Annotated in this window: 17 protein-coding genes and 2 pseudogenes; 11 read left to right on the top strand and 8 right to left on the bottom strand. The window is 54.9% G+C overall.

The features are described from left to right. The first annotated feature begins 84 nt into the window (after positions 1 to 84). The 6 genes and pseudogenes from acnD to prpD all read left to right on the top strand — a co-directional run bounded on the left by acnD (position 85) and on the right by prpD (position 6,595). Positions 85 to 2,697: a Fe/S-dependent 2-methylisocitrate dehydratase AcnD gene (gene acnD / locus ACGK9W_RS07550; protein ID WP_405420113.1), complete on the top strand. Its 2,613-nt coding sequence runs from the start codon at positions 85 to 87 to the stop codon at positions 2,695 to 2,697. Then, positions 2,694 to 3,872, top strand: a complete 1,179-nt coding sequence (gene prpF / locus ACGK9W_RS07545) for a 2-methylaconitate cis-trans isomerase PrpF (protein WP_405420110.1) — start codon at positions 2,694 to 2,696, stop codon at positions 3,870 to 3,872. Before acnD ends, prpF begins: the two co-directional genes overlap by 4 nt. Positions 3,873 to 4,020: 148 nt before the next feature. Further along, the gene (locus ACGK9W_RS07540) at positions 4,021 to 4,278 is read left to right on the top strand and encodes a type II toxin-antitoxin system RelE/ParE family toxin (protein WP_008171934.1); all 258 of its coding nucleotides are present in this window, start codon (positions 4,021 to 4,023) and stop codon (positions 4,276 to 4,278) included. Next, complete coding sequence (locus ACGK9W_RS07535; protein ID WP_092029733.1) at positions 4,275 to 4,652, top strand: helix-turn-helix domain-containing protein; 378 nt, start codon at positions 4,275 to 4,277, stop codon at positions 4,650 to 4,652. Before ACGK9W_RS07540 ends, ACGK9W_RS07535 begins: the two co-directional genes overlap by 4 nt. Positions 4,653 to 4,657: 5 nt before the next feature. After that, a pseudogene (locus ACGK9W_RS07530) lies at positions 4,658 to 5,076 on the top strand (PrpF domain-containing protein); the annotation flags it as partial. Positions 5,077 to 5,110: 34 nt separating this feature from the next. Then, positions 5,111 to 6,595, top strand: coding sequence for a 2-methylcitrate dehydratase (gene prpD, locus ACGK9W_RS07525; RefSeq protein WP_405420105.1), 1,485 nt, complete (start codon positions 5,111 to 5,113; stop codon positions 6,593 to 6,595). A gap of 21 nt (positions 6,596 to 6,616) precedes the next feature. On the opposite strand, the gene ACGK9W_RS07520 is transcribed toward prpD, so the two are convergent. From ACGK9W_RS07520 to ACGK9W_RS07485, 8 genes and pseudogenes are all read right to left on the bottom strand, one after another. Continuing rightward, positions 6,617 to 8,383, bottom strand: coding sequence for an SLC13 family permease (locus tag ACGK9W_RS07520; protein WP_405420102.1), 1,767 nt, complete (start codon positions 8,381 to 8,383; stop codon positions 6,617 to 6,619). Positions 8,384 to 8,387: 4 nt separating this feature from the next. Further along, positions 8,388 to 8,993 carry an adenylyl-sulfate kinase gene (gene cysC / locus ACGK9W_RS07515; RefSeq protein WP_405420101.1) on the bottom strand — a complete coding sequence of 202 codons (606 nt, stop codon included), beginning with the start codon at positions 8,991 to 8,993 and terminating at the stop codon, positions 8,388 to 8,390. 62 nt (positions 8,994 to 9,055) lie between these two features. Then, positions 9,056 to 10,426: pseudogene (gene cysN / locus ACGK9W_RS07510) on the bottom strand (sulfate adenylyltransferase subunit CysN); the annotation flags it as partial. 9 nt (positions 10,427 to 10,435) lie between these two features. Next, positions 10,436 to 11,341 carry a sulfate adenylyltransferase subunit CysD gene (gene cysD, locus ACGK9W_RS07505; protein ID WP_405420983.1) on the bottom strand — a complete coding sequence of 302 codons (906 nt, stop codon included), beginning with the start codon at positions 11,339 to 11,341 and terminating at the stop codon, positions 10,436 to 10,438. 88 nt (positions 11,342 to 11,429) lie between these two features. Further along, positions 11,430 to 12,392, bottom strand: a complete 963-nt coding sequence (locus ACGK9W_RS07500) for a DHH family phosphoesterase (RefSeq protein WP_405420098.1) — start codon at positions 12,390 to 12,392, stop codon at positions 11,430 to 11,432. Between the two features lie 608 nt (positions 12,393 to 13,000). Then, entirely contained in the window at positions 13,001 to 14,536 is a 1,536-nt protein-coding gene (locus tag ACGK9W_RS07495) for a PA14 domain-containing protein (protein ID WP_405420096.1), read from the bottom strand. A gap of 161 nt (positions 14,537 to 14,697) precedes the next feature. Continuing rightward, on the bottom strand, positions 14,698 to 16,023 hold the full coding sequence (locus tag ACGK9W_RS07490; protein WP_053112091.1) for an IS1182 family transposase: 1,326 nt from the start codon (positions 16,021 to 16,023) through the stop codon (positions 14,698 to 14,700). Next, positions 15,947 to 16,561, bottom strand: a complete 615-nt coding sequence (locus ACGK9W_RS07485; RefSeq protein WP_405420093.1) for a PA14 domain-containing protein — start codon at positions 16,559 to 16,561, stop codon at positions 15,947 to 15,949. Before ACGK9W_RS07485 ends, ACGK9W_RS07490 begins: the two co-directional genes overlap by 77 nt. Before the next feature lie 284 nt (positions 16,562 to 16,845). Here ACGK9W_RS07485 and ACGK9W_RS07480 point away from each other — a divergent pair, with 284 nt between their 5' ends. From ACGK9W_RS07480 to ACGK9W_RS07460, 5 genes are read left to right on the top strand one after another with little or no spacing between them, the layout of a single operon-like run. Beyond that, positions 16,846 to 18,258, top strand: coding sequence for a TIGR03013 family XrtA/PEP-CTERM system glycosyltransferase (locus ACGK9W_RS07480; protein WP_405420091.1), 1,413 nt, complete (start codon positions 16,846 to 16,848; stop codon positions 18,256 to 18,258). Positions 18,259 to 18,290: 32 nt separating this feature from the next. After that, on the top strand, positions 18,291 to 18,941 hold the full coding sequence (locus ACGK9W_RS07475; protein WP_405420088.1) for an XrtA/PEP-CTERM system exopolysaccharide export protein: 651 nt from the start codon (positions 18,291 to 18,293) through the stop codon (positions 18,939 to 18,941). A 23-nt stretch (positions 18,942 to 18,964) separates the two neighbouring features. After that, positions 18,965 to 20,500: an XrtA system polysaccharide chain length determinant gene (locus ACGK9W_RS07470; protein ID WP_405420086.1), complete on the top strand. Its 1,536-nt coding sequence runs from the start codon at positions 18,965 to 18,967 to the stop codon at positions 20,498 to 20,500. Next, a complete protein-coding gene (locus ACGK9W_RS07465) occupies positions 20,487 to 21,392 on the top strand; it encodes a polysaccharide biosynthesis protein (protein ID WP_405420083.1) in 906 nt (301 codons plus the stop codon). Before ACGK9W_RS07470 ends, ACGK9W_RS07465 begins: the two co-directional genes overlap by 14 nt. Further along, the gene (locus ACGK9W_RS07460) at positions 21,385 to 22,665 is read left to right on the top strand and encodes a hypothetical protein (RefSeq protein ID WP_405420080.1); all 1,281 of its coding nucleotides are present in this window, start codon (positions 21,385 to 21,387) and stop codon (positions 22,663 to 22,665) included. The genes ACGK9W_RS07465 and ACGK9W_RS07460 overlap by 8 nt, the downstream gene beginning before the upstream one ends. Positions 22,666 to 22,677 lie beyond the last annotated feature (12 nt).

Raw genomic sequence — 22,677 nt, 5'->3', positions numbered from 1 at the left:
TCACACCACGCGGTCTCCCCCTCTCCCTAACCCTCTCCCACAAGGGGAGAGGGAACCAATAAACCAAGATTCCGAGTACTGCTCATGAACACTGAATACCGTAAACCGCTCCCAGGCACCGACCTGGACTATTTCGATACCCGCCAGGCCGTGGAAGACATCCAGGCCGGCGCGTATGACAAACTCCCGTACACCTCCAAGATCCTTGCGGAACAACTCGTTCGCCGCTGTGATCCCGAGGTGCTGACGGATTCCCTCAAACAGCTGATCGAGCGCAAGCGCGACCTGGATTTCCCCTGGTACCCGGCCCGCGTGGTATGCCACGACATCCTGGGCCAGACTGCCCTGGTGGATCTGGCGGGTCTGCGTGACGCCATCGCCGAGAAGGGCGGTGATCCCGCCAAGGTCAACCCGGTGGTTCCGACCCAGCTGATCGTGGATCACTCCCTGGCCGTTGAGCACGCGGGTTTTGAGAAAGACGCGTTCGAGAAGAACCGTCAAATCGAAGATCGCCGCAACGACGACCGTTTCCACTTCATCAACTGGACCAAGACTGCGTTCAAGAACGTGGACGTGATTCCCCCCGGCAACGGCATCATGCACCAGATCAACCTGGAGAAGATGTCTCCGGTGATTCAGAATCGGCCGGATGGGGAAGGAAAGCGCGTAGCTTTCCCGGATACCTGTGTTGGCACTGACAGCCACACGCCAATGGTTGATGCCCTGGGCGTTATTTCCGTGGGTGTAGGTGGCCTGGAAGCGGAGAGCGTTATGCTCGGCCGTGCCTCCATGATGCGCCTGCCGGACATCGTTGGCGTGGAGCTGACTGGCAAGCTGCAGCCGGGTATCACCAGCACTGATATGGTCCTGGCCATCACCGAGTTCCTGCGCAAGGAGAAAGTGGTAGGCGCATACCTGGAGTTCTATGGTGAGGGCGCCGACAGCCTTAGCGTGGGCGACCGTGCCACCATCTCCAACATGACTCCGGAGTATGGCGCCACCGCAGCGATGTTCTACATCGACGGCCAAACCATCGACTACCTGAAACTGACCGGTCGTGAAGACGACCAGGTCGCCCTGGTGGAGAAATACGCCAAGGAAACCGGTCTCTGGGCCGACAGCATGAAGAACGCGGAATACGAGCGCGTGCTGAAGTTCGACCTGTCCAAAGTGACCCGTACCCTGGCTGGCCCCTCCAACCCCCACGCGCATTTGCCGACATCCGAGCTGGCAGAACGCGGCATTGCCGGCGAGTGGGAACAGGAAGAGGGCAAGATGCCGGATGGCGCCTGCATCATCGCCGCCATCACCAGCTGCACCAACACCAGTAACCCCCGCAACATGGTGGCTGCCGGCCTGATCGCCCGTAACGCCAACAAGCTGGGCCTGACCCGCAAGCCATGGGTGAAAACCTCCCTGGCGCCGGGTTCCAAGACCGTAAAGATGTACCTGGAAGAAGCCAAGCTCCTACCGGAGCTGGAGCAACTGGGCTTTGGCGTGGTGGCCTTCGCCTGCACCACCTGCAACGGCATGAGTGGCGCCCTGGATCCGAAGATCGCGCAGGAAATCATGGATCGCGATCTGTTCTCCACCGCCGTGCTTTCGGGCAACCGGAACTTCGACGGCCGGATTCACCCCTATGCCAAGCAGGCATTCCTGGCCTCGCCGCCGCTGGTGGTTGCCTATGCGATCGCCGGCACCATCCGTTTCGACATCGAAAAAGATGCCCTCGGCTACGACCAAGACGGCAACCCTGTCACCCTCAAGGATATCTGGCCGGACGATGCGGAAATCGATGCCATCGTGAAATCCAGCGTGAAGCCGGAGCAGTTCCGCAGCACCTACATCCCGATGTTCGACATCACCCGGGATGCCCAGGCCAACACCAACCCGCTGTACGAATGGCGCCCGCAGAGCACTTATATCCGTCGCCCGCCATATTGGGAAGGTGGCATGGTTGGAGAGAAAACCCTCAAGGGTATGCGCCCGCTGGCGGTGTTGCCGGACAACATCACCACTGATCATCTGTCGCCCTCCAACGCGATCATGATGAACAGCGCAGCCGGTGAATACCTGCATAAGATGGGCGTGCCGGAGGAAGACTTCAATTCCTACGCCACCCACCGTGGCGACCATCTGACGGCCCAGCGTGCCACTTTCGCCAACCCGAAACTGTTCAACGAAATGGTCCGGGACGAAAACGGCAACGTGAAGCAGGGCTCCCTGGCCCGCATCGAGCCGGAAGGCAAGGTCGTCCGCATGTGGGAAGCCATCGAAACCTACATGGATCGCAAGCAGCCGCTGATCATCATCGCCGGTGCCGACTACGGGCAGGGTTCCTCCCGCGACTGGGCCGCCAAGGGCGTTGCCCTTGCCGGTGTCGAAGCGATCGTGGCCGAAGGTTTCGAGCGGATTCACCGCACCAACCTGATCGGTATGGGCGTGATGCCCCTGCAGTTCGAGGAAGGCACCACCCGCAAGACCCTGGGCATCGACGGCACCGAAACCTACGACGTGGAAGGCACCCCGGCGCCCCGCGCCGAGCTCACGCTGGTCATCCATCGGAAGAACGGCAGCACCGAGCGTGTGCCGGTTATCTGCCGCCTGGATACCGCGGAAGAAGTGTCTATTTATAGCGCTGGTGGTGTGTTGCAGCGGTTTGCGGAAGATTTCCTGCAATCGGAAGGTGCGGCATGACACACAAGCCACAAATAAAAATCCCCGCCACCTACATGCGTGGCGGCACTAGCAAAGGCGTGTTCTTCCGGCTGAAGGATTTGCCGGAAGCCTGCCAGACCCCAGGCGAAGCCCGGGACAAACTCCTGCTGCGAGTCATCGGCAGCCCGGACCCCTACCAGAAGCAAATCGACGGAATGGGCGGCGCCACCTCCAGCACCAGCAAAACCGTGATCCTGGCAGAACCCACCCAGCCGGATCACGATGTGGATTACCTGTTCGGCCAGGTCTCCATCGACAAGCCCTTTGTGGACTGGAGCGGTAACTGCGGCAACCTCACCGCCGCCGTCGGTGCTTTCGCCATCAACAGCGGCTTTGTGGCCAAAGACCGGGTTCCGGAGAACGGCACCTGCACCGTCCGCATCTGGCAGGCCAACATCAAGAAAACCATCATCGCCCACGTGCCCATTACCAACGGCGAGGTTCAGGAAACCGGCGATTTCGAGCTCGATGGCGTGACCTTCCCGGCTGCAGAAGTGCAGGTGGAGTTCATGGACCCGGCCGACGGCGAGGGTTCCATGTTCCCGACCGGCAACCTGGTGGACGACCTGGAAGTGCCTGGCGAAGGCACCCTGAAAGCCACCATGATCAACGCCGGCATCCCGACCATCTTCGTCAACGCCGAAGACATCGGATACAAAGGCACCGAGCTGCAGGACGACATCAACTCCGATCCCAAAGCCCTGGCAAGGTTCGAAACCATTCGGGCCCACGGCGCGGTAAAAATGGGGCTGATCCAGAACATCGAAGAAGCCGCCAATCGCCAGCACACCCCGAAAGTGGCCTTCGTCGCAAAGCCCTCTGATTACGTATCCTCAAGCGGCAAAAACATCCGGGCAGGGGACGTGGATGTCCTGGTTCGCGCTCTGTCCATGGGTAGGCTCCATCACGCCATGATGGGCACGGCGGCGGTGGCTATTGCCACGGCATCGGCCGTTCCCGGAACTCTGGTGAATCTGGCTGCAGGGGGCGGCGACCGCACCCATGTGACCTTCGGGCATCCCTCCGGCACGTTGCGTGTGGGGGCTGAGGCGAAGGCAGTGGATGGTCAGTGGACTGCAACCAAAGCCATTATGAGCCGCAGTGCGCGGGTTTTGATGGAAGGTTGGGTGAGGGTGCCTGGCGACTCGTTTTAACAATGATTGTGTAAGATTCCCAAGTATAGGCCGGGGTATTCCCGGCTTTGTCTTGGCGGGTAGATGTTCAGAGTTCGTCTCTCCTCAAGAATAGCGCGGCCTACCTCTAAGGTTTACTAACAGAAAACTAATTAGTAAACTCCCCCCCATGTATTCCATAAAATTCAAAAAATCTGCGCTTAAGGCGCTTCGAAAGATTCCGAGGCCCATAGCCCAAAAGATCATGTCGGAACTTGAATCGATCGCCCGGGATCCTGAAAGCTACAACGGAGACTGGAAGCCCCTTAAGGGAAGGCCTTATTGGCGACTCCGTCAGGGCGGTTACAGGGCAATTTGCAGTATTGATGATGGCCAGCTGGTTTTATTGGTTTTGAAAGTTGGTGCGAGAGGAGATGTTTACAAATGAGCGTTCAGATTATTGAAAAATCAGGCAAACCTGAATATGCGGTGATTCCTTACGCAGAGTATCAGGAATTGCTGGAGATGGCTCAGGATGCGCGTGACATTCAAGACGCCGATGCAGCTCTCGCGGCCCTTTCAACCGGAGAGGATGAGGCGATTCCTGGATCGGTCGCGACGCGCCTCCTGTCAGGTGATGAGCATCCGCTTAAAATTTGGAGAGAGTATCGAGGCTTCACTCAGGAATCACTGGGCAACGAAGCTGGGATAGGAAAATCGTACGTGTCTCAAATTGAAGCCGGAGCCAAAATGGGTTCTACACAGGTACTTGGAGCGCTTGCGAAGGCTCTTAAGGTCGATATCGACGATCTATTGCGGTGATTTCCGCTGTAAAAATGGGACTGATCCAGAACATCGAAGAAGCCGCCAATCGCCAGCACACCCCGAAAGTGGCCTTCGTGGCGAAACCGTTTGATTAAGTATCGTCAAGCGGCAAAAGCATTGGGGCAGGGGACGTGGATGTACTGGTTCGCGCGCTGTCCATGGGCAAGCTCCACCACGCCATGATGGGCACGGCGGCGGTGGCCATTGCCACAGCATCGGCAGTTCCCGGAACCCTGGTGAATCTGGCTGCAGGGGCGGCGACCGCACCCATGTGACCTTTGGTCACCCCTCCGGCACGTTGCGTGTTGGAGCAGAAGCGAAGGAAGTGAATGGTCAGTGGACCGCAACCAAAGCCATTATGAGCCGCAGTGCGCGGGTTTTGATGGAAGGTTGGGTTAGGGGGCCTGGCGATAGCTTCTGACGGAATCTATAGTGGGGGCAAGGAGGTTCCCACTATGTCAGCAACATTCGATCTCAACGAACGCCCAGACTATGACGAAATCCTGCAAAAGATCGCGGATTACGTTCTGACCTATGAAATAACGAGCGAAGAAGCCTGGAAAACCGCTCGCTTCTGCCTGATGGACACCCTTGGTTGTGGTCTTCTGGCTTTGCGCTTTCCCGAATGCACAAAACATCTCGGCCCAATCGTTGAGGGCACGATGGTTCCCCATGGTGCCCGTGTGCCCGGAACTTCCTTCCGGCTTGATCCAGTCAAGGCCGCCTGGGATATTGGTTGCATTGTTCGCTGGCTGGACTACAACGACACCTGGCTAGCGGCAGAGTGGGGCCATCCATCTGACAACCTTGGCGCCATACTGGCCGTTGCAGACCACCTCTCGCAAAAACAGGTTGCCGAAGGCAAAGAGCCTCTAACCATGCATAGTGTTCTGGAAGCCATGATCATGGCCCACGAAATCCAGGGCGTTTTGGCACTCGAGAACTCCTTCAACCGGGTAGGGCTTGATCACGTGGTACTGGTAAAAGTCGCGTCTACGGCGGTTTCGGCAAAATTGATGGGTGCCAATCGCGAGCAGATGCTCTCTGCATTGTCCCACGCCTGGGTAGATGGCCAGTCGCTCAGAACCTACCGCCACGCGCCCAATGCAGGCTCCAGAAAATCCTGGGCCGCAGGCGATGCCACATCGCGAGCCGTGAGGCTTGCCGATATCGCCATGCGCGGCGAGATGGGCATCCCCAGCGCCTTAACTGCGCCGCAGTGGGGCTTCTACGACGTATTGTTCAGCAAAACCAACAAAGACCAAAAACTGAAGCCTGAAGACAAGCGTCAGTTTTCTTTACCACAGGAATTTGGCTCCTACGTGATGGAGAACATCTTGTTTAAAATTTCGTTTCCGGCGGAATTCCATGCTCAAACGGCGGCGGAAGCCGCGGTTAAACTTCACCCAGAAGTGAAAGACCGGCTTGATGAGGTCGACAAGATCGTTATTACCACTCACGAATCGGCGATCCGTATCATCTCCAAGGTCGGAAAACTGGCAAACGCGGCTGACCGGGATCATTGCCTCCAGTACATGACCGCCGTGCCGCTGATTTTTGGCAATCTCACTGCCGAGCACTACGAGGATGACTTTCACGAGGCGCACCCCATTATTGATAGCCTCAGGGACAAAATGGAAGTCGTTGAAGATGAGCGCTATACCCGAGAATACCTCGAAGACGATAAACGTTCGATTGCAAACGCTGTTCAGGTGTTTTTCAAAGATGGCAGTAACACCGACAAGGTGGCGGTTGAGTATCCGATAGGCCATCGTCGCCGCAGAAAAGAAGGCATGCCGTTGCTTGAAGAAAAATTTCGGAACAATTTGGCGACTCGCTTCCCGGGCCAGCGGTGTGATCAGATAGATAGGGTGTGCAAAGATCAGCAGAGCCTGGAGAAAATTCCGGTACAGCAATTTGTTGGTCTGTTTTCCATCTAGCGAGTCGGGCTCTGGTGCCTGTTAGAACGACCATACCTGGGGGATGAGCATGATTGCCGTTAAGCCAACCAAAGCGCTGAGCGGCAAGCCAATACGCACATAGTCCCCAAACCGGTACCGGCCTGGCCCGTACACCATGAGGTTGGTCTGATAACCGAGAGGGGTTACGAAAGAGGCCGACGCCGCGAACATCACGGCAATGGCAAAGGGAAGAAACTGAACGCCCAGTTGCTCTGAAACTGCCAATGCGATGGGAAACATCAATACTGCGGCGGCATTATTGGTAATGACTTCGGTAAATGCCGCCGTTAAAACGTAGATGATTGCCAGCGTGACCCATGGGGTAAGGTCACCGAAGCCAAGCAGCCCGCCAGCAATCCATTCCGCTGCTCCGGTATTTGTCATGGCATTGCCCAGAGCAAAGGAGGCAGCAATCACCACCAAAACCGGCAAATCCAGACTTCGTCTTGCCCGGCTGGCGGTAAGACAACCGGAGACAATCATCGCCCCTGCAGCCAGGAAGGCCGCTTCCATGATCTGCAACATTCCGGAAGCGCTAACGAGAACCATCAAAAGCAGTATTATCAGTGCCCTGGGCGCCTTGTGGAAATCCGGTGGCGTAGAATCATTTAGTGCGCTGACCAAAAGAAAATCCCGCCGGAACCGGTACTGCTCCACAAACTGATGACTGGCCTCCAAGAGCAAAGTGTCACCCATGCGAAAGGTGATATCCCCAAGTTTACCCGGCACACGCTTTCCCCCTCGGGACAGTGACAGAATAACTGCGCTGAAACGTGTCCTGAATCGGCTATCGCGAATCGTCTTGTTCAGGGCCGGAAATTCGGGCCCAAGGACAACTTCAACCAGGCATCGCTGGTGGTTGGCCACATCCAGCTTATGGACACTACCATTGGCCGGCTTCAGTCCTTGAATGCGACGAAGCTCACTGGCGCATTCCGGGGCCCCCACAAAATACAGCCGGTCGCCACCTTGAAGGGTTCGGTCTGGTTCGACGGCGGTGATCAATCGACCGTCACGGTCAATTTCAGCGAGGTAGCCATAGTTGAGAGCCCGCAAACCAGCCTCAGCAATGGTTTTACCCACCAACGGCCCAGGAGCGATGACCTCAACCTCAACCCCATACTCCCGTACCTGGTCAAGCTCTTCAGTAACACCACCGCGGTCTGGCAATATTCGGGAGGCAAACAGAACCAGGAAGGTACCGCCCACGATAAGCAACGGAATACCTACCCAGGCCAGCTCAAACAATCCGAGATTGATATCAAGCCGGCTCTGGAGCATGCCGTCTACCACCAGGTTGGTGCTGGTACCGATCAGAGTGCAGGTGCCACCGAGAATCGCGGCATAGCTGAGAGGTAACAAAAGCTTTGAGGCAGGAACGCCTAGACGCTGGGCCCAATCCTGAATAGCAGGAATGAACATGGCCACAACGGCCGTATTGTTCATGAAAGCACTAAGAATGCCGGTAGGGGCAATCATCCGCAGCTGCGCCCCTTTCTCAGTTTTTGGATGCCCCAGCAGACGACGAGCAATCCACTGGACAGCCCCCGTTTCTTTGAGCCCGGCAGCCACCACATAGAGAGTTGCAATTGTGATGACTCCCGGGTTACCAAAACCCGCCAAAGCTTCAGCTGGCCCAAGGATTCCTGCTATCAGCAGGAACGCTAGAGCCGCCATCAAAATCAGATCTGCCGAAACACGGGTAAGTGCGAGCGCTGACAACACAGAAAACAGTGTGATCAGCGTAACGATGCCTTGCCACTCCATGGAATCAGTCCCTGCGGATAATCATTTCCCGCTCAAGCAGATAGGCAATGAGAGTATCAACACACTCCTCAACCGACTTGGTTGAGGTATCCAGCCGAAGCTCGGGGTGGGAGGGAATCTCATAGGGCGAATCGATGCCGGTGAAGTGCTTGATCTGGCCGGAGCGAGCCTTCTGGTATAGACCCTTGGGGTCGCGCTCTTCACAGGTGGCCAGAGGCGTGTCCATAAACACTTCAATGAACTCGCCGGCCGGGAACAGCTTGCGAACCATACGGCGGTCGCTGGTGAACGGCGAAATGAAGGCACTCATCACGATCAGGCCCGCATCCGCAAACAGCTTGCAGACCTCTCCTACACGGCGAATGTTCTCCTCGCGGTCGTCATCCGAGAAGCCGAGATCGCTACACAGCCCGTGGCGAACGTTGTCGCCATCAAGAAGGAACGTGTGATAGCCGCGCTTATGCAGCGCGACATCAAGGGCATTCGCAATGGTGGATTTGCCGGAGCCACTCAGGCCAGTGAACCACAGCAGGCAAGGTTTCTGGTTTTTGTTAACCGAACGCTCGGCCCGGGTGATTTTGTGGTCGTGCCAGACAATGTGATCAGCCAAAGTTACTCTCCCTCTTAAACTTAAACCGGCTTACAGCCCCACTCGGGGTAATTTTCCCGGATAAAGCGGTTCAAATTGCGCTCAGCGACTGTGTATTCTCGCTCCGTCATGGCGCCAGCACTATCCAACGCCTTGTTCACCATACCCGCCGCCACAGTCACATTGGTCAGTTTGTCGATCAGGATAAAGCTACCGGTTCCCGGGTGCCGCTGATAATCCTCAACCACCACAGGCTCGGAAAGCTCCACATCACAAAGACCTATAGAATTCAGCTCAAGGCCGCTCTTCGCCTCCGGGTAACGCTCCAGCGTGTTCACATCAATCTCTTCAAGCACTTCGTTAACGTAGCAGTTGGTCACCCGTGTGCCGATCTTGATGCCGTATTCACGACCGGGTTTCAGCGCCTGCTCATTCATCCAGACAATGTGGGCGGCAAAGCGGTTGCCCAATGCAGGCTTGCTGCTGGCGTGAACCAACAGATCACCCCGGGAAATATCCACTTCGTCTTCCAGGGTCAGAGTAATGGCGTCCCCGGGCCAGGCCCGCTCAATCTCACCTTCGTAACTGTGGATGCCTTTTACCCGAGAGGTATTGCCCGAAGGCAGTACCGCGATTTCATCGCCCTTGTGCACCACACCACTGGCCAGCGTGCCGCAATAGCCACGGAAATCCAGATTGGGGCGGTTCACATACTGCACCGGGAATCGCAGGTCGGTCACGTTCAGATCTTCCAGAACTTCCACCTGCTCAAGAATGTTCATTAGCGTCTCGCCATGGTACCAAGGCATCTGCTCACTGCGGTTCACCACGTTATCGCCGTTCAGGGCCGAAATAGGCACGTAGTAGACATCTTCCAGCCCGAGTTGGGCCACCAACTTCTGGTACTCCTCGCGGATGTTGTTGAACACCTCCTCCGAGAAATCCACCAGATCCATCTTGTTGATCGCCACCACCACATGCTTCAGGCCGAGAAGACTGACAATAAAGCTGTGCCGGCGGGACTGAGTGAGCACACCCTTGCGGGCATCAATCATCACCACAGCCAGTTCACAAGTAGAGGCACCGGTGGCCATATTGCGGGTGTACTGCTCGTGGCCGGGGCAGTCGGCAATAATGAACTTGCGCTTGTCGGTGGAGAAGTAGCGGTACGCCACATCAATGGTAATGCCCTGTTCGCGTTCGGAAGCCAGGCCATCCACCAGCAACGCCAGATCCAGTGCTTCACCGGCATTGCCCTGGCGCTCGCTGTCTTTATGCAAGCTCGCCAGATGGTCTTCAAAAATCAACTTGGAGTCGAACAAAAGGCGACCAATCAGGGTGGATTTGCCGTCGTCCACGCTGCCACAAGTCAGAAAGCGCAGCAGGTCCTTGTTCTCGTGCTGGTCCAGGTACGCGAGGATATCGGATTCAATTAATTCAGATGCGTGAGACATAACAACTCCTTAGAAATACCCTTCGCGTTTTTTCTGTTCCATGGAAGCCGCAGCATCATGGTCGATCACCCGGCCTTGGCGCTCTGATGTCTTGGTCAGCAGCATCTCCTGAATAATCTCAGGCAACGTCGCCGCCTCGGACTCCACGGCACCAGTCAACGGATAACACCCGAGGGTACGGAACCGCACCATCTTCATTTCCGGCTTTTCACCAGGCTCCAGAGGCATCCGATCGTCATCCACCATAATCAGCGTGCCATCGCGCTCAACCACCGGGCGTTCTGCGGCGTAATACAGCGGCACGATGTCGATGTTTTCCAGGTAGATGTACTGCCATATGTCCAGCTCGGTCCAGTTGGACAGCGGAAATACCCGAATACTCTCGCCCTTGTTCACCTTGCCGTTATACAGGTTCCAAAGTTCCGGGCGCTGGTTTTTCGGGTCCCAGCGGTGAAACTTGTCCCGGAAAGAATACACCCGCTCCTTGGCGCGAGACTTTTCTTCATCCCTGCGGGCGCCACCGAAGGCGGCATCAAAGCCGTACTGATCCAGCGCCTGCTTCAGAGCCTGAGTTTTCATCACATCGGTATGCTTGGCACTGCCGTCGGTAAACGGGCCAATGCCCTGGGCCACGCCCTCCTGATTGGTGTGCACAATCAGCTTCAGACCAAGGCGATCTGTCAATTCATCCCTGAACTTGATCATCTCCCTAAATTTCCAGGTTGTATCAATATGCATGAGCGGAAACGGCGGTTTCCCGGGCGCGAAAGCCTTCATCGCCAGATGCAGCATGACTGCCGAATCCTTGCCAATGGAATACAGCATCACAGGATTATCAAACTCTGCGGCCACTTCGCGAATGATATGAATAGACTCGGCCTCAAGCTGTTTGAGGTGGGTTTTCTTGGGGGGAATTAAAGTCATTGCAGATCCTTTGAATCGACTTGTGTTCTGATCCTAAGACGGGGTTGGATGAAAGCTCTCATCTGGCCCCGTGTTCATCTCACGCCCAAAATCGCGCCATGCTCTCAAGAAAAGCTTCAAGTCGCTCGGCAGGGAGTGCATTAATCCCAGCTGCTGCCTTTCTGCCACCACCAGTCGGGAACTGGCGTGCCAATTCATCAGCGCCATTGCGATTTATTAAAGGCGCACGAATACTCACCTGATAGTCAGTATCTGCTCTCTCTGTGACAATCGCACAGGCTTTGTCCGGGTTGCGGTTGGCAAGCTCATTGCCCAGAACGCCACTTACTCGGCGTGCCCAGGCCTCATCGGGTAATTTAACTACCAGCGAGGAAGTGGACTCCGTGAGTATAGGCGCCGCCAGCCCCAGCAACATATCCGCCTCGTAACCATCCCTCAGCCGTTGCCATGGGACGGGATTCGAAGCAATCAGCTCAAGAGGATCTGCAAATTTCACAAATTCCCGGTACAAATCCGCCGGATGAAAGTGCAGGTCCTCAACTGTCGAGCCGTACCCGTTGTAGTTGATGCAAACGCCAAGTGTTTTAAGTGCTTCTGTCTGCTCAACTGATAATCCGGCTTTGGTTGCGAGTTCCTCACCCACCGCATTCAGGTTGTCACCGAACGTTGCTGCGATCGCCCAGTGATGGAACTGACCTTTCAGATATTGATCGACCAACAGGCTGGTGCAGGTAGTTGGCTGGGTATCAATGAGCGCCGTAAAGTTTGGGATGTCTGGCAGCTCTTCGCCTGCGAAGTGGTGGTCCACGTAGAACACCGAACAACCTTTGCTTAGCAGTGAATCCACCGCCTCCCGATTCTTATCCAGGCTGATATCGAGAATGGTCACGCGGGCGGATTCTTCGGTAGGTACTCTACCGGCCAATGCTATGTCCCTTTTTACGCCAGTTATCAGGTGGGTGTTGCGTGGTTCAGCCAAGCGAAGCTGGATCAGTGCACAAATGCCGTCAGCATCACCGTTAAAAACATCGTAGAAATTCATTTTGACAGCCAGTAGAAGTTTAAAGCCTGGCATTAACTATACAATGTCCGAGAGATTATGCATCAGAACCGGAGCATAGTCTGGTCGTTGAAAAGAGGTCATCCCCTGAGAACAATAAACCGTTGATAACCGCGGGAGATGCCGAGGGTCTTGTCGCGGTGTCCGCTGACGGCGGAGGGGCGTGGGGAGGATGCTTGCGGAATACAGCATATACTGTCACCAGCTTCGTCTTCGCTGTTCAGAACACAGCCCTAGGCCTTAACGATGCTGAAGGCGACGATTCCGAGAACGGCGGCAGGGAGTTCTACCTTCGCGAGCTCAAAGCCAAGGCGGTTCCCGAGCAGGGGACCATCGCGTTACTCGGTATCGGACTATTAGGGTTGGCCGGCCTCCGCCGCCTTCAGTGTCCGAGCGCAGCTTGAGCGCCCCCTGCCAAGGGCTGAAGGCTTTTAGGTGCCCCAAACGTGTCGCCCCCCCTTGATAGGGCGACACGTTTTTTTACTTCTCAGGAGCGTCCATCAACGGGTGCGTTATCGTCTTTTGCCGTAACCTGGAAGAACTTGAGACCATTCCGGTCTACGAGCGCCTCGATTTGTTTCGTATATGAATCACGGAACGCTCTTGCTGATTACCTCTGAGTTTTCGCTTGTAAGACCATTGGTGTCGGTTACTCTGATGGCGAAGTACCATGTGCCAGCTTCCAGTCCTGTTACGTCGGCGCTTGTCTGGCTGCCGTCAACGGTCATCGTATTGGTCAGACTGTCGGAAGCGTTGCCGTACAAAATCTCGTAACTCTGAATTTCACTCAGTGCTATGGAGCGGCCGTCGATCCGGGTCAGAGGCGCGGTCCAGCTGAGGGTTACCGAATAACCCGCCGGCTCTGTGGTACTCGGCGAGGTAGTCTGGTCATCATCAACCGCAGGGCTCTCGGGTGAGGCCACGGGTTCAAGTGTCCAGGGATGAAGTGATGAATTAAAGGCTTCGAGGTTGCTGATGCCACCGCTGTTATTTATTTCGGCGGCACTATCAACCCAGGGCGACAGCCCGTATCTTAGCTCCCATGTGTCAGGTATGCCGTCACTATCGGTATCTATGGCTGAATGATTGGCAAGGTTGGGAGCACGGACCACGTCACCTATGATGAGTTCGGCTCCAGTAATGTCGTCGGTAATAAACAGCTGGGCGACAGCCGTGTATGCCTTCTCGTAATGCTCCAGCAGGAAAGGAACTGTTTCGCCTGCGTCAAAAGAAACTGTGGCCGTATAATTTGTTGGGCCTTGATCACGCCACGCTGTTATTATCTCTGTGTTGTCGATTGAAAGTCTGGCGCCGTCATCAGTTCGAATCCTGAACGTGTAGCTACGGCTTCCGGAATCGTGTGGCGCAGAGAACTCTCCGTACCACCGAGAACTGAAATAATTGCTAGGCTGGTCTGGCACGAAGCCACTGTTGCCGGCCTCAAACTGAATAGTTTCGTCATTTTGCGCGACTAAGAAGTCTTGATAATCGACTCCGTCGAAGTATTGCCCAACAAAACCTCTCGCATAAGTGATTGGTACCGAAGTGCTATCTCCCGGGTCAGTTCCAGCGAAAAACTCCTCAAGATTGCTTGCGCCGTCACCATCTAGGTCCATCTGGGCATCGGAAGGATCCAGAGGATCGAGTGATAGCGCAAATTCAACACCGTCGGGAATGCCATCTTCATCGGAATCGGGGTTATTTTCGGATGTACCAAGCAGGAATTCATCTGCTGCTATCAAAAGGTCATCGTCAGGGTCGGAGTTTGCGTCTGTGGGATCGTTAGGGTTCAGCCCGTTCAGAGTTTCCCAGTTGTCATAAATGCCATCCTGATCCTCATCGAGAGGCGGGTATTGCGGCATAAAACCTAGCCCCTCAGAGCCATCCAGAAAACCTACCGTGTAACCTGACCTATATGCTTCTTCCGTACTTTGCGCGTCATCGGCTATGGTTGGTTCACCGGCATAGCTGGCGATGGCTTGTCCGGTAATAATCTGCTGGCTGAATCCTGGCCCCTCCCAGGCGATGCTGAAATGATCGCCTCCAAGAGCTTCTTTATGTAGAAGTTCGAAATAGTAGCGCTCACCCGAGGCTAGGGGTCTGCGCGGCAGAAGTATTTTGAGCAAGTGACCCCGCCGCGTCGAATCACAGTTCGGCCCGAGAACGTATCCACAATATCCAGCCGAATAGAGTCTCGATTCTCTCTATTCAGTCAGTCAAGACGGTTATCAGCGAATGCGTTATCGTAGTCCGATCACTCAGTACGCCCAAGGATCCCTCGGACCCTCTATTTCAGCCTCATCAGTGAACTCATCCGCCTGAGATTAAGCGACAGACAGACCAGATCCCATTCACCCTGCACGGCGTGAAGGCCCCGCAGACTGAACTGTCGGAAGCCCAGAACATGCTTGATCCAGCCGTTGACCGCCTCAACCAGATGCTTGCGCTGAGCGTAAACCGATCGCCCGGTTGCCGTGGCCAGCTTCCCGGCCATCCGGGCGCTGGCCGGATAACGGCTCGCGTCTATCTCTGAACTCTTCTTGCCCTCCCGGCGCAGCGAGACATAGCCGTCGATGCTTTTGTCTTCCAGGGTCTGTAGATCTTCTTCTTTACGGTAACCCGCGTCAGCCAGACACTGATCCGGATAGGTTTCCAGAGTGTCTTTTGCCTGATCCAGCAGTGGTATCAGACAGCCATTGTCACTGGGATTATTGCCCAGGTGGTTGGCGACAATCAGCTGGAATTCACCATCCACGGCCAACTGGCCGTTGTAGCATTGCTGGAACCCGTCCGCCGTTTTCATAATCCGGCTTTGCGGATCGGTAAAATTGCTCTGATCCTTGTCATCCGGAACCCCATAATCCCGCTTGAAGTTCGGGCCCCCGCGAGGTGAGCGCCGATCATCGTCCGGGGACCGACCCCGGGCCTTGTCCCGCTCTTTCTGGTCTGCTTCCAATTTCTCTTTGGCGGCACGAATCTTGTCCAGCCGCGCCTGCCGGTACTGAAGCTCTTCAGGCAGTTCATCACCCCGGTTATCCGGGCCGAACTGTCGGTCTTCCGACTGGTCTGTCTGACGCGCCTGACGACAAAGTGCATCGATCTCTTTCGATAAACGATCGTCTTCCTCGCCCATGCGGCCATAGCTCATGGCCTTGTGCTTGCTGGCATTAGCCCGAACCTTGGTGCCATCAATCGCCAGTGTTCCCAGCGTGATCAGCTCCGCTTCCCGGGCAATCCGGACCACCTGAATAAACACGGCCTTGAAGGCAACCAAATGGTGTTTGCGGAAATCACAGATCGTGCGATGCCTGGGGAAGTTGCCTGCCGCCAGAACCCGGAAGGCCACGTCTTCTTCCAGCTTCCGGGCGATCTTGCGTGAAGAGAAAACGCCGGTGGCGTAGGCGTAGATCAGAACCTTCAGCATCATTCGTGGATCGAAGGGCGAGTTGCGTCGGCCGTTGCCTTCGTAGCGGGCATAAAACGCGCTTAAATCCAGCTCCTCGACGACATCACTGACAAAATAGGCCAGATGCCCCTCAGGCAGCCACTCGTTCAGGCTCGGGGGAAGAAGCAGTTCCTGGCCAGGCGAATACGGGCGGAAAGTGGTTCCCATCAGTCATCCTGTTGCTGAAGAATTTTGATCTATTGTGCCAGAATGTAGCTTCTGCCGCGCAGACTCCTAGCTCTATCGAAGGAGATTGCTGTGAAGCATATTTGTCGTATATGAGCTCCTTCGTCCAGCCGGGAACGGTGGCGATTCTTGTTATTTGATCAGGGTTTGAGGAGCGGCTGAGCCAGAGTTCGGTTTCGTCATCCCCGCTCACATAAAAAGTATAAAAACCGCTGGCAGGTGGATGAATATAGCCTCTGACAAGACTGCCGTAGTTGTCACCTCGTTCAGATAGACCTCGAAGCTCTCCAAGGGTTTCGATGGTGTCGGGCTCTTCGGGGTAGGTTTCCATTGCAGTGAGTGAATCTACCGAAACGCCGCTGATATTATCCCAGTAATAAACCTGAACTTCTCCCCGAACACTCGATTGAGGGAGAGCCGCAGTAGGCGGAAGGTCTTCAACGTCGCCGGGAGGCCAGGTCTGGCAGCCCGCGAGAGTGACTACCGAACAGATAATGAAAAGCAGGACATAGAGCGGCATGATGACACTCCCATCAAATTCGGTTCCAGACACAGAAAGTATTGTTTCGAAAAGAGACTACTGCCACTGCTGGCATGGATGGATTTGGAATGTGTACTCGTTCTTTATATCCCCTTGCTTTACTGTGGATCAATGTGGGTTAAATAAGGTTCAATATCATCCGGCATTCTCATGGGAGTAGTACCTTTTGGTTGGCGGCGGATTGCAGTACACTGCTGTTTACGATCGCTGTATAAAAGGCATTGGATGCGCTTTTATCGTTTTGAACAGCAAAAGGAGTCGACGTGGCCCACGTCAGATTGTTTAAGCATTACCTTCATCTCCCCTTTGTCATTCTTAGCCTGATCGACTTTATTGTTCTGGGTTTTGCCCTGGCGTTTACGGTATTTTTCCGTTTTTTTGGTGACTTAGAATTTTTCCTCGATAGCTTTGTATTTGTCCTACCCTCGGCCGTTGCATTCGCTATGATCAATCTGATCATCATGCTTGCTTTGGGGGTTCACCAGTCCCGCCTTGAAGAGGGTATGTCCGGGATGATGTTGCGGACCATCATGGGACTTATCGTAAGTATTCCTCTGTGTGGGTTTACCTATTTTCTGGTCAGCGACTGGTTCTGGTATCTCGGAACATTCAATGTATTGAGCACGGCTTCAGTTTTCGGATTCTTTCTTCTTGGTATTGCTCGAGTGGTATTTTTCGCCTTGGTTGGGAAGGATACTTTCCGGCGCCGCGTGTTGGTTCTGGGTGCCGGCTATCGAGCCCGGCAATTACTGGAGGATTTGGAAAGTCCCCTAAATCGGAAAGGCTTCGTTTTTGAGGGGTTCGTTCCGTTGGCGGATGAGCCTGTTGAGATAAAGGATCAGTATCTAATCCAGATACCGGGAACAATGCAGCAGTACATCCTGAAGCATCCGGTACGGGAAATCGTGGTTGCCGTGGACGATCGTCGCAAAGGGCTACCGATGGATGACCTGCTGGAATGCAAAATGGAAGGCGTCAAGATTATTGACGGTGCCAGCTTCTACGAACGCGAATCCCGGAAGGTGGCTATGGAAATGATTACCCCGGGCTGGTTGGTGTTTTCCGATGGCTTCACCGTGTCCTCGGTTTTCGGGATTGGCAAGCGTTCGCTGGATCTGATTGCTGCAACTCTCCTGCTGGTGGCGGGCGCCCCCCTGATGATCCTGACCGCCATCGCCATAAAAATTGAAGACGGCCTTAAGTCGCCAGTGTTTTATAACCAGGAGCGGGTGGGGCTCAACGGCAAGGTGTTTAAAGTTCATAAATTCCGCTCCATGATTACCGATGCAGAAAAAAACGGCGCAGTCTGGGCCAGCAAGAACGATGCGCGGGTAACAAAAGTGGGCGAATTTATTCGCAAGGTCCGGATAGACGAGCTGCCCCAGATCTTTAACGTACTGAATGGCACCATGGCCTTCGTCGGCCCGCGCCCGGAGCGCCCAGTATTCGTAGAACAGCTCTCTGAGAAAATTCCCTTCTACAGCGAGCGTCACCGGGTAAAACCGGGCCTCACCGGCTGGGCGCAGTTGTGCTTTGCCTATGCAGATAATGAAGAAGACACCCGGGAAAAGTTAAGATACGACCTTTACTATATCAAGAACCAGAGCCTGCTCCTGGATCTGCTGGTTATAATACAGACAGTGGAAGTGGTACTGTTCAAGAAAGGTTCACGGTAAAAAGATTAAGGCAACTTCAGGTGATCAGAGGAATGACAATGCTATCCAAGGACATATTACGCGGCTCCCTGCTTTTGCTGGTAGCAGCCCTATTTATTTCAGGTTGCGCGGGCAACTCCCCCTCATCCCAGGAAAAGATTCAGCAGGCGCTGGGCCTGGATACCATCAACAGCGTCGATGAGTATATCCTGGGCGCAACGGATGTGATCAGAGTCTCCGTCTGGCGAAATGAAGACCTCAGCATCACCGTACCTGTGCGGCCGGATGGGAAAATCTCCGTACCGCTTGTCGGCGATGTCCAGGCCACCGGCCGTAAACCGGAAGAGCTGGCCGACGACATTGAAAGCCAGCTTTCAACCTATATCCGCGAGCCCCAGGTCAGCATTGTGGTAACCAGCATGGGAAGCCACGAATTCATGGACCGTGTCCGGGTAACCGGCGCTGTGAAAAGCCCGCTCTCAGTTGCTCATAGGGCAGGTATGACCGTTCTGGATATGTACCTGAGCGCTGGTGGCGGTACAACTTTTGCTCAGCCGAACGAAGCGATGCTCTACCGGCCGATGAATGGCGAGGTTGTTGCCATTCCTGTGCGGCTCGATGATATTCTCAAACAGGGCGATATCGAAACCAATTACCCAATGCGGCCCGGCGATATACTCGCTGTTCCCGAAAGAGATTTCTGATAACCCTTAACAGGTGATGGTCAATGGCACTACCGCTCTCAAATCTGCCCATTGAAGTTCTTCGCGAAGTCCGCTCGCGAAAGTGGCTGGTATTCCTGTGCTTTGCGGTGGTCAGCTTTTCGGTTCTGGCCACGGGCTTTGTCTGGCCTTATAAGTACCGGTCAGAAGTTCTGATATTTGTGGACGACCAGAACATTATTGGGCCGCTGATGGAAGGCACTGCTGTAACCACCAAAATCAGCGAGCAGACATCTTCCGCGAAACAGATCCTGTCCAACCGGGACGTACTGACCAGAATAGCCACAGACCCAGGGTTGTACGGTTCTGGCTCAGAAACCCTGGAACCCGATGTGCTCGAATCCCGGATAGCACAGCTGCGAAGTGACATGGATGTGCGGCCTCGCGGTGGACAATATTTCGGAATTACCTACCGTTCTGAATCCCCGGTCAAGGCGTTCAGGGTGGCCCAGCGCCTTGGCCAGTTGTTCATCTCCGAGAGTTCTGCCCGCAAGCGGGCTGAAAGCCGTAACGCCTATGATTTCATCGATAAACAGGTGAAGAGTTACGAGGGCCAGTTAGAGGAAGTCGAGGCCCGGCTGCAGGCATTCCTGTCTGAGAACCGTGAAGGCACGGAAGGCGAAGCCAGCCAGCGCATGAACAGTCTCAAGGGGCAACTGGAGCTCGCAGAACTTGAAAGGTCGGAAGTCCAGGCGCGGATACGCTCCCTTGAAAACCAGCTTGAGACCATCGACCCGACGGTGCGACAGGGCCAGTCCGCGGATGTGTTCCAGACCAGAATCAGCAGAATGGAAGCACAGCTGGACGAGCTACGGCTGAGATACCTGGACAGCTATCCGGATATCGTCATCCTGAAAGAACAGATTGCCGAACTCAAGAAACAGAGAGAGCAGGCGCTGGAACAGGGTTATGAATCGGAAACCGCAGGTGGAGAGCGGATCGTAAACCCGCTTTACCAGGAAATCCGGGCGTCTATCTCCAAAGCCCAGGCCAATCTCGGCACCATTGATACGCGGATAAATTCGATCAAGCAGCTTATCGCCGAGCAGGAAGAGCGAATGAAGCGTATTCAGGAGAATAAAACCCAGTACGCAGACATCACCCGTGACCTGGGCGTGAACACCCAGATCTACAACGATCTGCTCAAACGCCGTGAAAAAGCCCGTGTATCCATGCACCTTGATGTAGAGGGGCAGGGCCTGAACTATGAAATCTATGAGTCTGCGCAGTTCCCGAATGCCCCTTACGACATGCAGTTTTCAACCTTTGCCTTCGCAGGGCTGTTCCTGGGTGTACTTGCGCCCTTTGGTGCCATTGCTGGCATTCTTCAGATAGACCCAAGGGTAAGGGCCAGAGCGCAACTGGAACAGAGTGTCGGGCTGCCGGTGCTGGCCGAAATTCCGGAAGTAAGAACACCCTATGAAAAACGCCGCGACCGGTTAGTAACCATAACCGTAATCATTTTCGCGGCACTGACCGTTGCTGCCTACGCCGGCATCAGTGGTGCAACGTTGATGGGAGTCATCGATGGCGGATCGTAACAACGGTGGTCGGTCGGAATCGGAAGAAAACCGGGAAGAGAATCAGGAGATGGCGGTTCAGGACGAAGAGCGGGCTACTGAATCTGATAAGCAGCAACAAGGCCGCGACGGTTCCGAGGGTCGCCGCGGGCTTCAGACAGAACGGGAAGATTCCCGCCTGCTTGTCCCCAGTTCGCTTGAACTTGGCGCAGGCGCTGTAGACAGATTCGTTATCAGCAAACAGATCGTCAAAATGCAGGAGCCCAGAAGGCTCACCAAAGACGACTTGGACGAGCGGCGAATTATCTATCCGGAATCCGCCAACAGGAACCTCGTAAACCGGTTCCGGCACCTGCGCACAAAACTGCTTGAAGTGTCTGGTGGCAACAATTTTACGCTGGTGGTCACGGGCGCCAGCGAGGGGGCGGGGGCATCTTTTATGGCCCTCAATCTGGCCGCCGCCTTCGCCTTTGATCAGGCAAAAACAGCGCTGATTATCGACTGCAACCTGCGCAATCCATCCCTGCACTCACAACTGGACCTGGCAGCGGAAACTGGGCTGACCGATTTTCTGGAGGACTCAGATTATGATATCGGCCGCATCATCTACCCCACAGGCATTCCACGACTTCGTCTTGTACCAGCAGGCAGCCGAAGGGAAAACGGGGCGGAATTCTTCACCTCGTTCCGCATGAAACAGTTTCTGCAGGCAATTCGCAGAAGGTACCCGGATCGCTTTATCGTTCTGGACACCGCACCCATCAATGAATCCCCCGACGCACGGATACTCGGGGAGCTGTGTGACTTCACCATGCTGGTGGTGCCACACGGTAAAATAACCGCTTCCGCAGCCGATACGGCTGCCCAGGCATTTGATCCAAAGAAATTTGTCGGGGCGGTAATCAATGGCTAGCTCACTGCGATCAGGGAAGATCCTTGCAACGGCCGTGATGATGCTTCCAGCATATCTGGCACCGGGCACAGCCGCGGCGGCGCCTGCGGCAATCAGCATCGGCCTTGATAACCGGTTTTCAGATAACGTTTCCAAAACCCGCAGCGACACTGAAAGCGACATTGAAAGCCGCATTACCCTTAACATCGACAAATCCGGCGAACCGGGGTGGTGTAACTATTCGCTGGGTGGTGGCATTGGCTATGCGGTGTGGCACGAAGATACTTTCGACCCGGAAATTTTCACAGATGGCCGGTTATCCGGGCAATGTGAAATAACCCCGAACCTTATCTGGCAAACTTCTGACCGTATCAAGCAGGTAACCCAGGACAACCGGAACCCGGACACCCCCGATAACCTCACCAGAAAAAACACCTTCAGGACAGGCCCTGTGTATTCACTCCGGCTGACGCAAGTGGATATTGTCCAGCTGTCAGCCTCTTACGAAAACACAGAATTTGAAGAACCAGAGGAAGCAGACAGTAACAGGGTTCTGGGCGCGGTTTCCTACACCCATCTGTTCAGCCCCACCTTCCGGGCGGGCTTGTCTGTCAGCGCGGAAAGAACCGAGCTTGATACAGAGGAAGAGCTGGACAGAGAAGCCGTAAGCCTGACGTTCGGAAAACAGTGGGCAAATACAAGCCTTAGTGGCGCCCTGGGTGTCAACCAGCTCGAAAACAGTCAGGGCAACAGTGAAGTGTCTTCCGAAGGCATTTCCGGCAATTTACGACTGAACCGCCAGATAACTGAGTCCAGCAACCTGTCACTGGCCATTGACCGGCAATTAACGGACCAGAGTTCGACAGTTGGCCTCGATTTCGACAACTTCAGTTTCGACCTGGAAAACACTTCGGCGGTGGAAGTCACCACCCTGTCTTTGGGTTACCGCAATTCGCTCAGCAGCGGAGGCTCCCTGTCGTCCGAACTGGAAGCTAGCCAGACCGAATATTTGGAATCCGGTGAAACAGAGAACCGTGAAAGGCTCTCCGTGAACTATTCCCGCCCGATTAGTGGTGTGTCCTCGTTTTCAGCCAGAGCTAGCTATCAATTATCCTCGTTCACCGACGGTACGGATGACCGGGTAGGGGAGGTCTCCCTTGGGTATACCCATAATATCTCCGGAGGCCTGAGCCTTCAGTCCCGCATAGGCCGGGAGCTCAAAAGAAGCGATGTGCGCCAGCGTGAATACGATGAAAACTGGGTTTTGATAGCCATAAATTACGCATTCCAGTAATGGGCGGAAAAG

This window comes from Marinobacter flavimaris, from assembly GCF_045057155.1.
Classification (GTDB): Bacteria; Pseudomonadota; Gammaproteobacteria; order Pseudomonadales; family Oleiphilaceae; genus Marinobacter; species Marinobacter manganoxydans.
The sequence above is the reverse complement of the archived record's forward strand: the minus strand, read 5'-3'. Positions and strand labels throughout refer to the sequence as shown.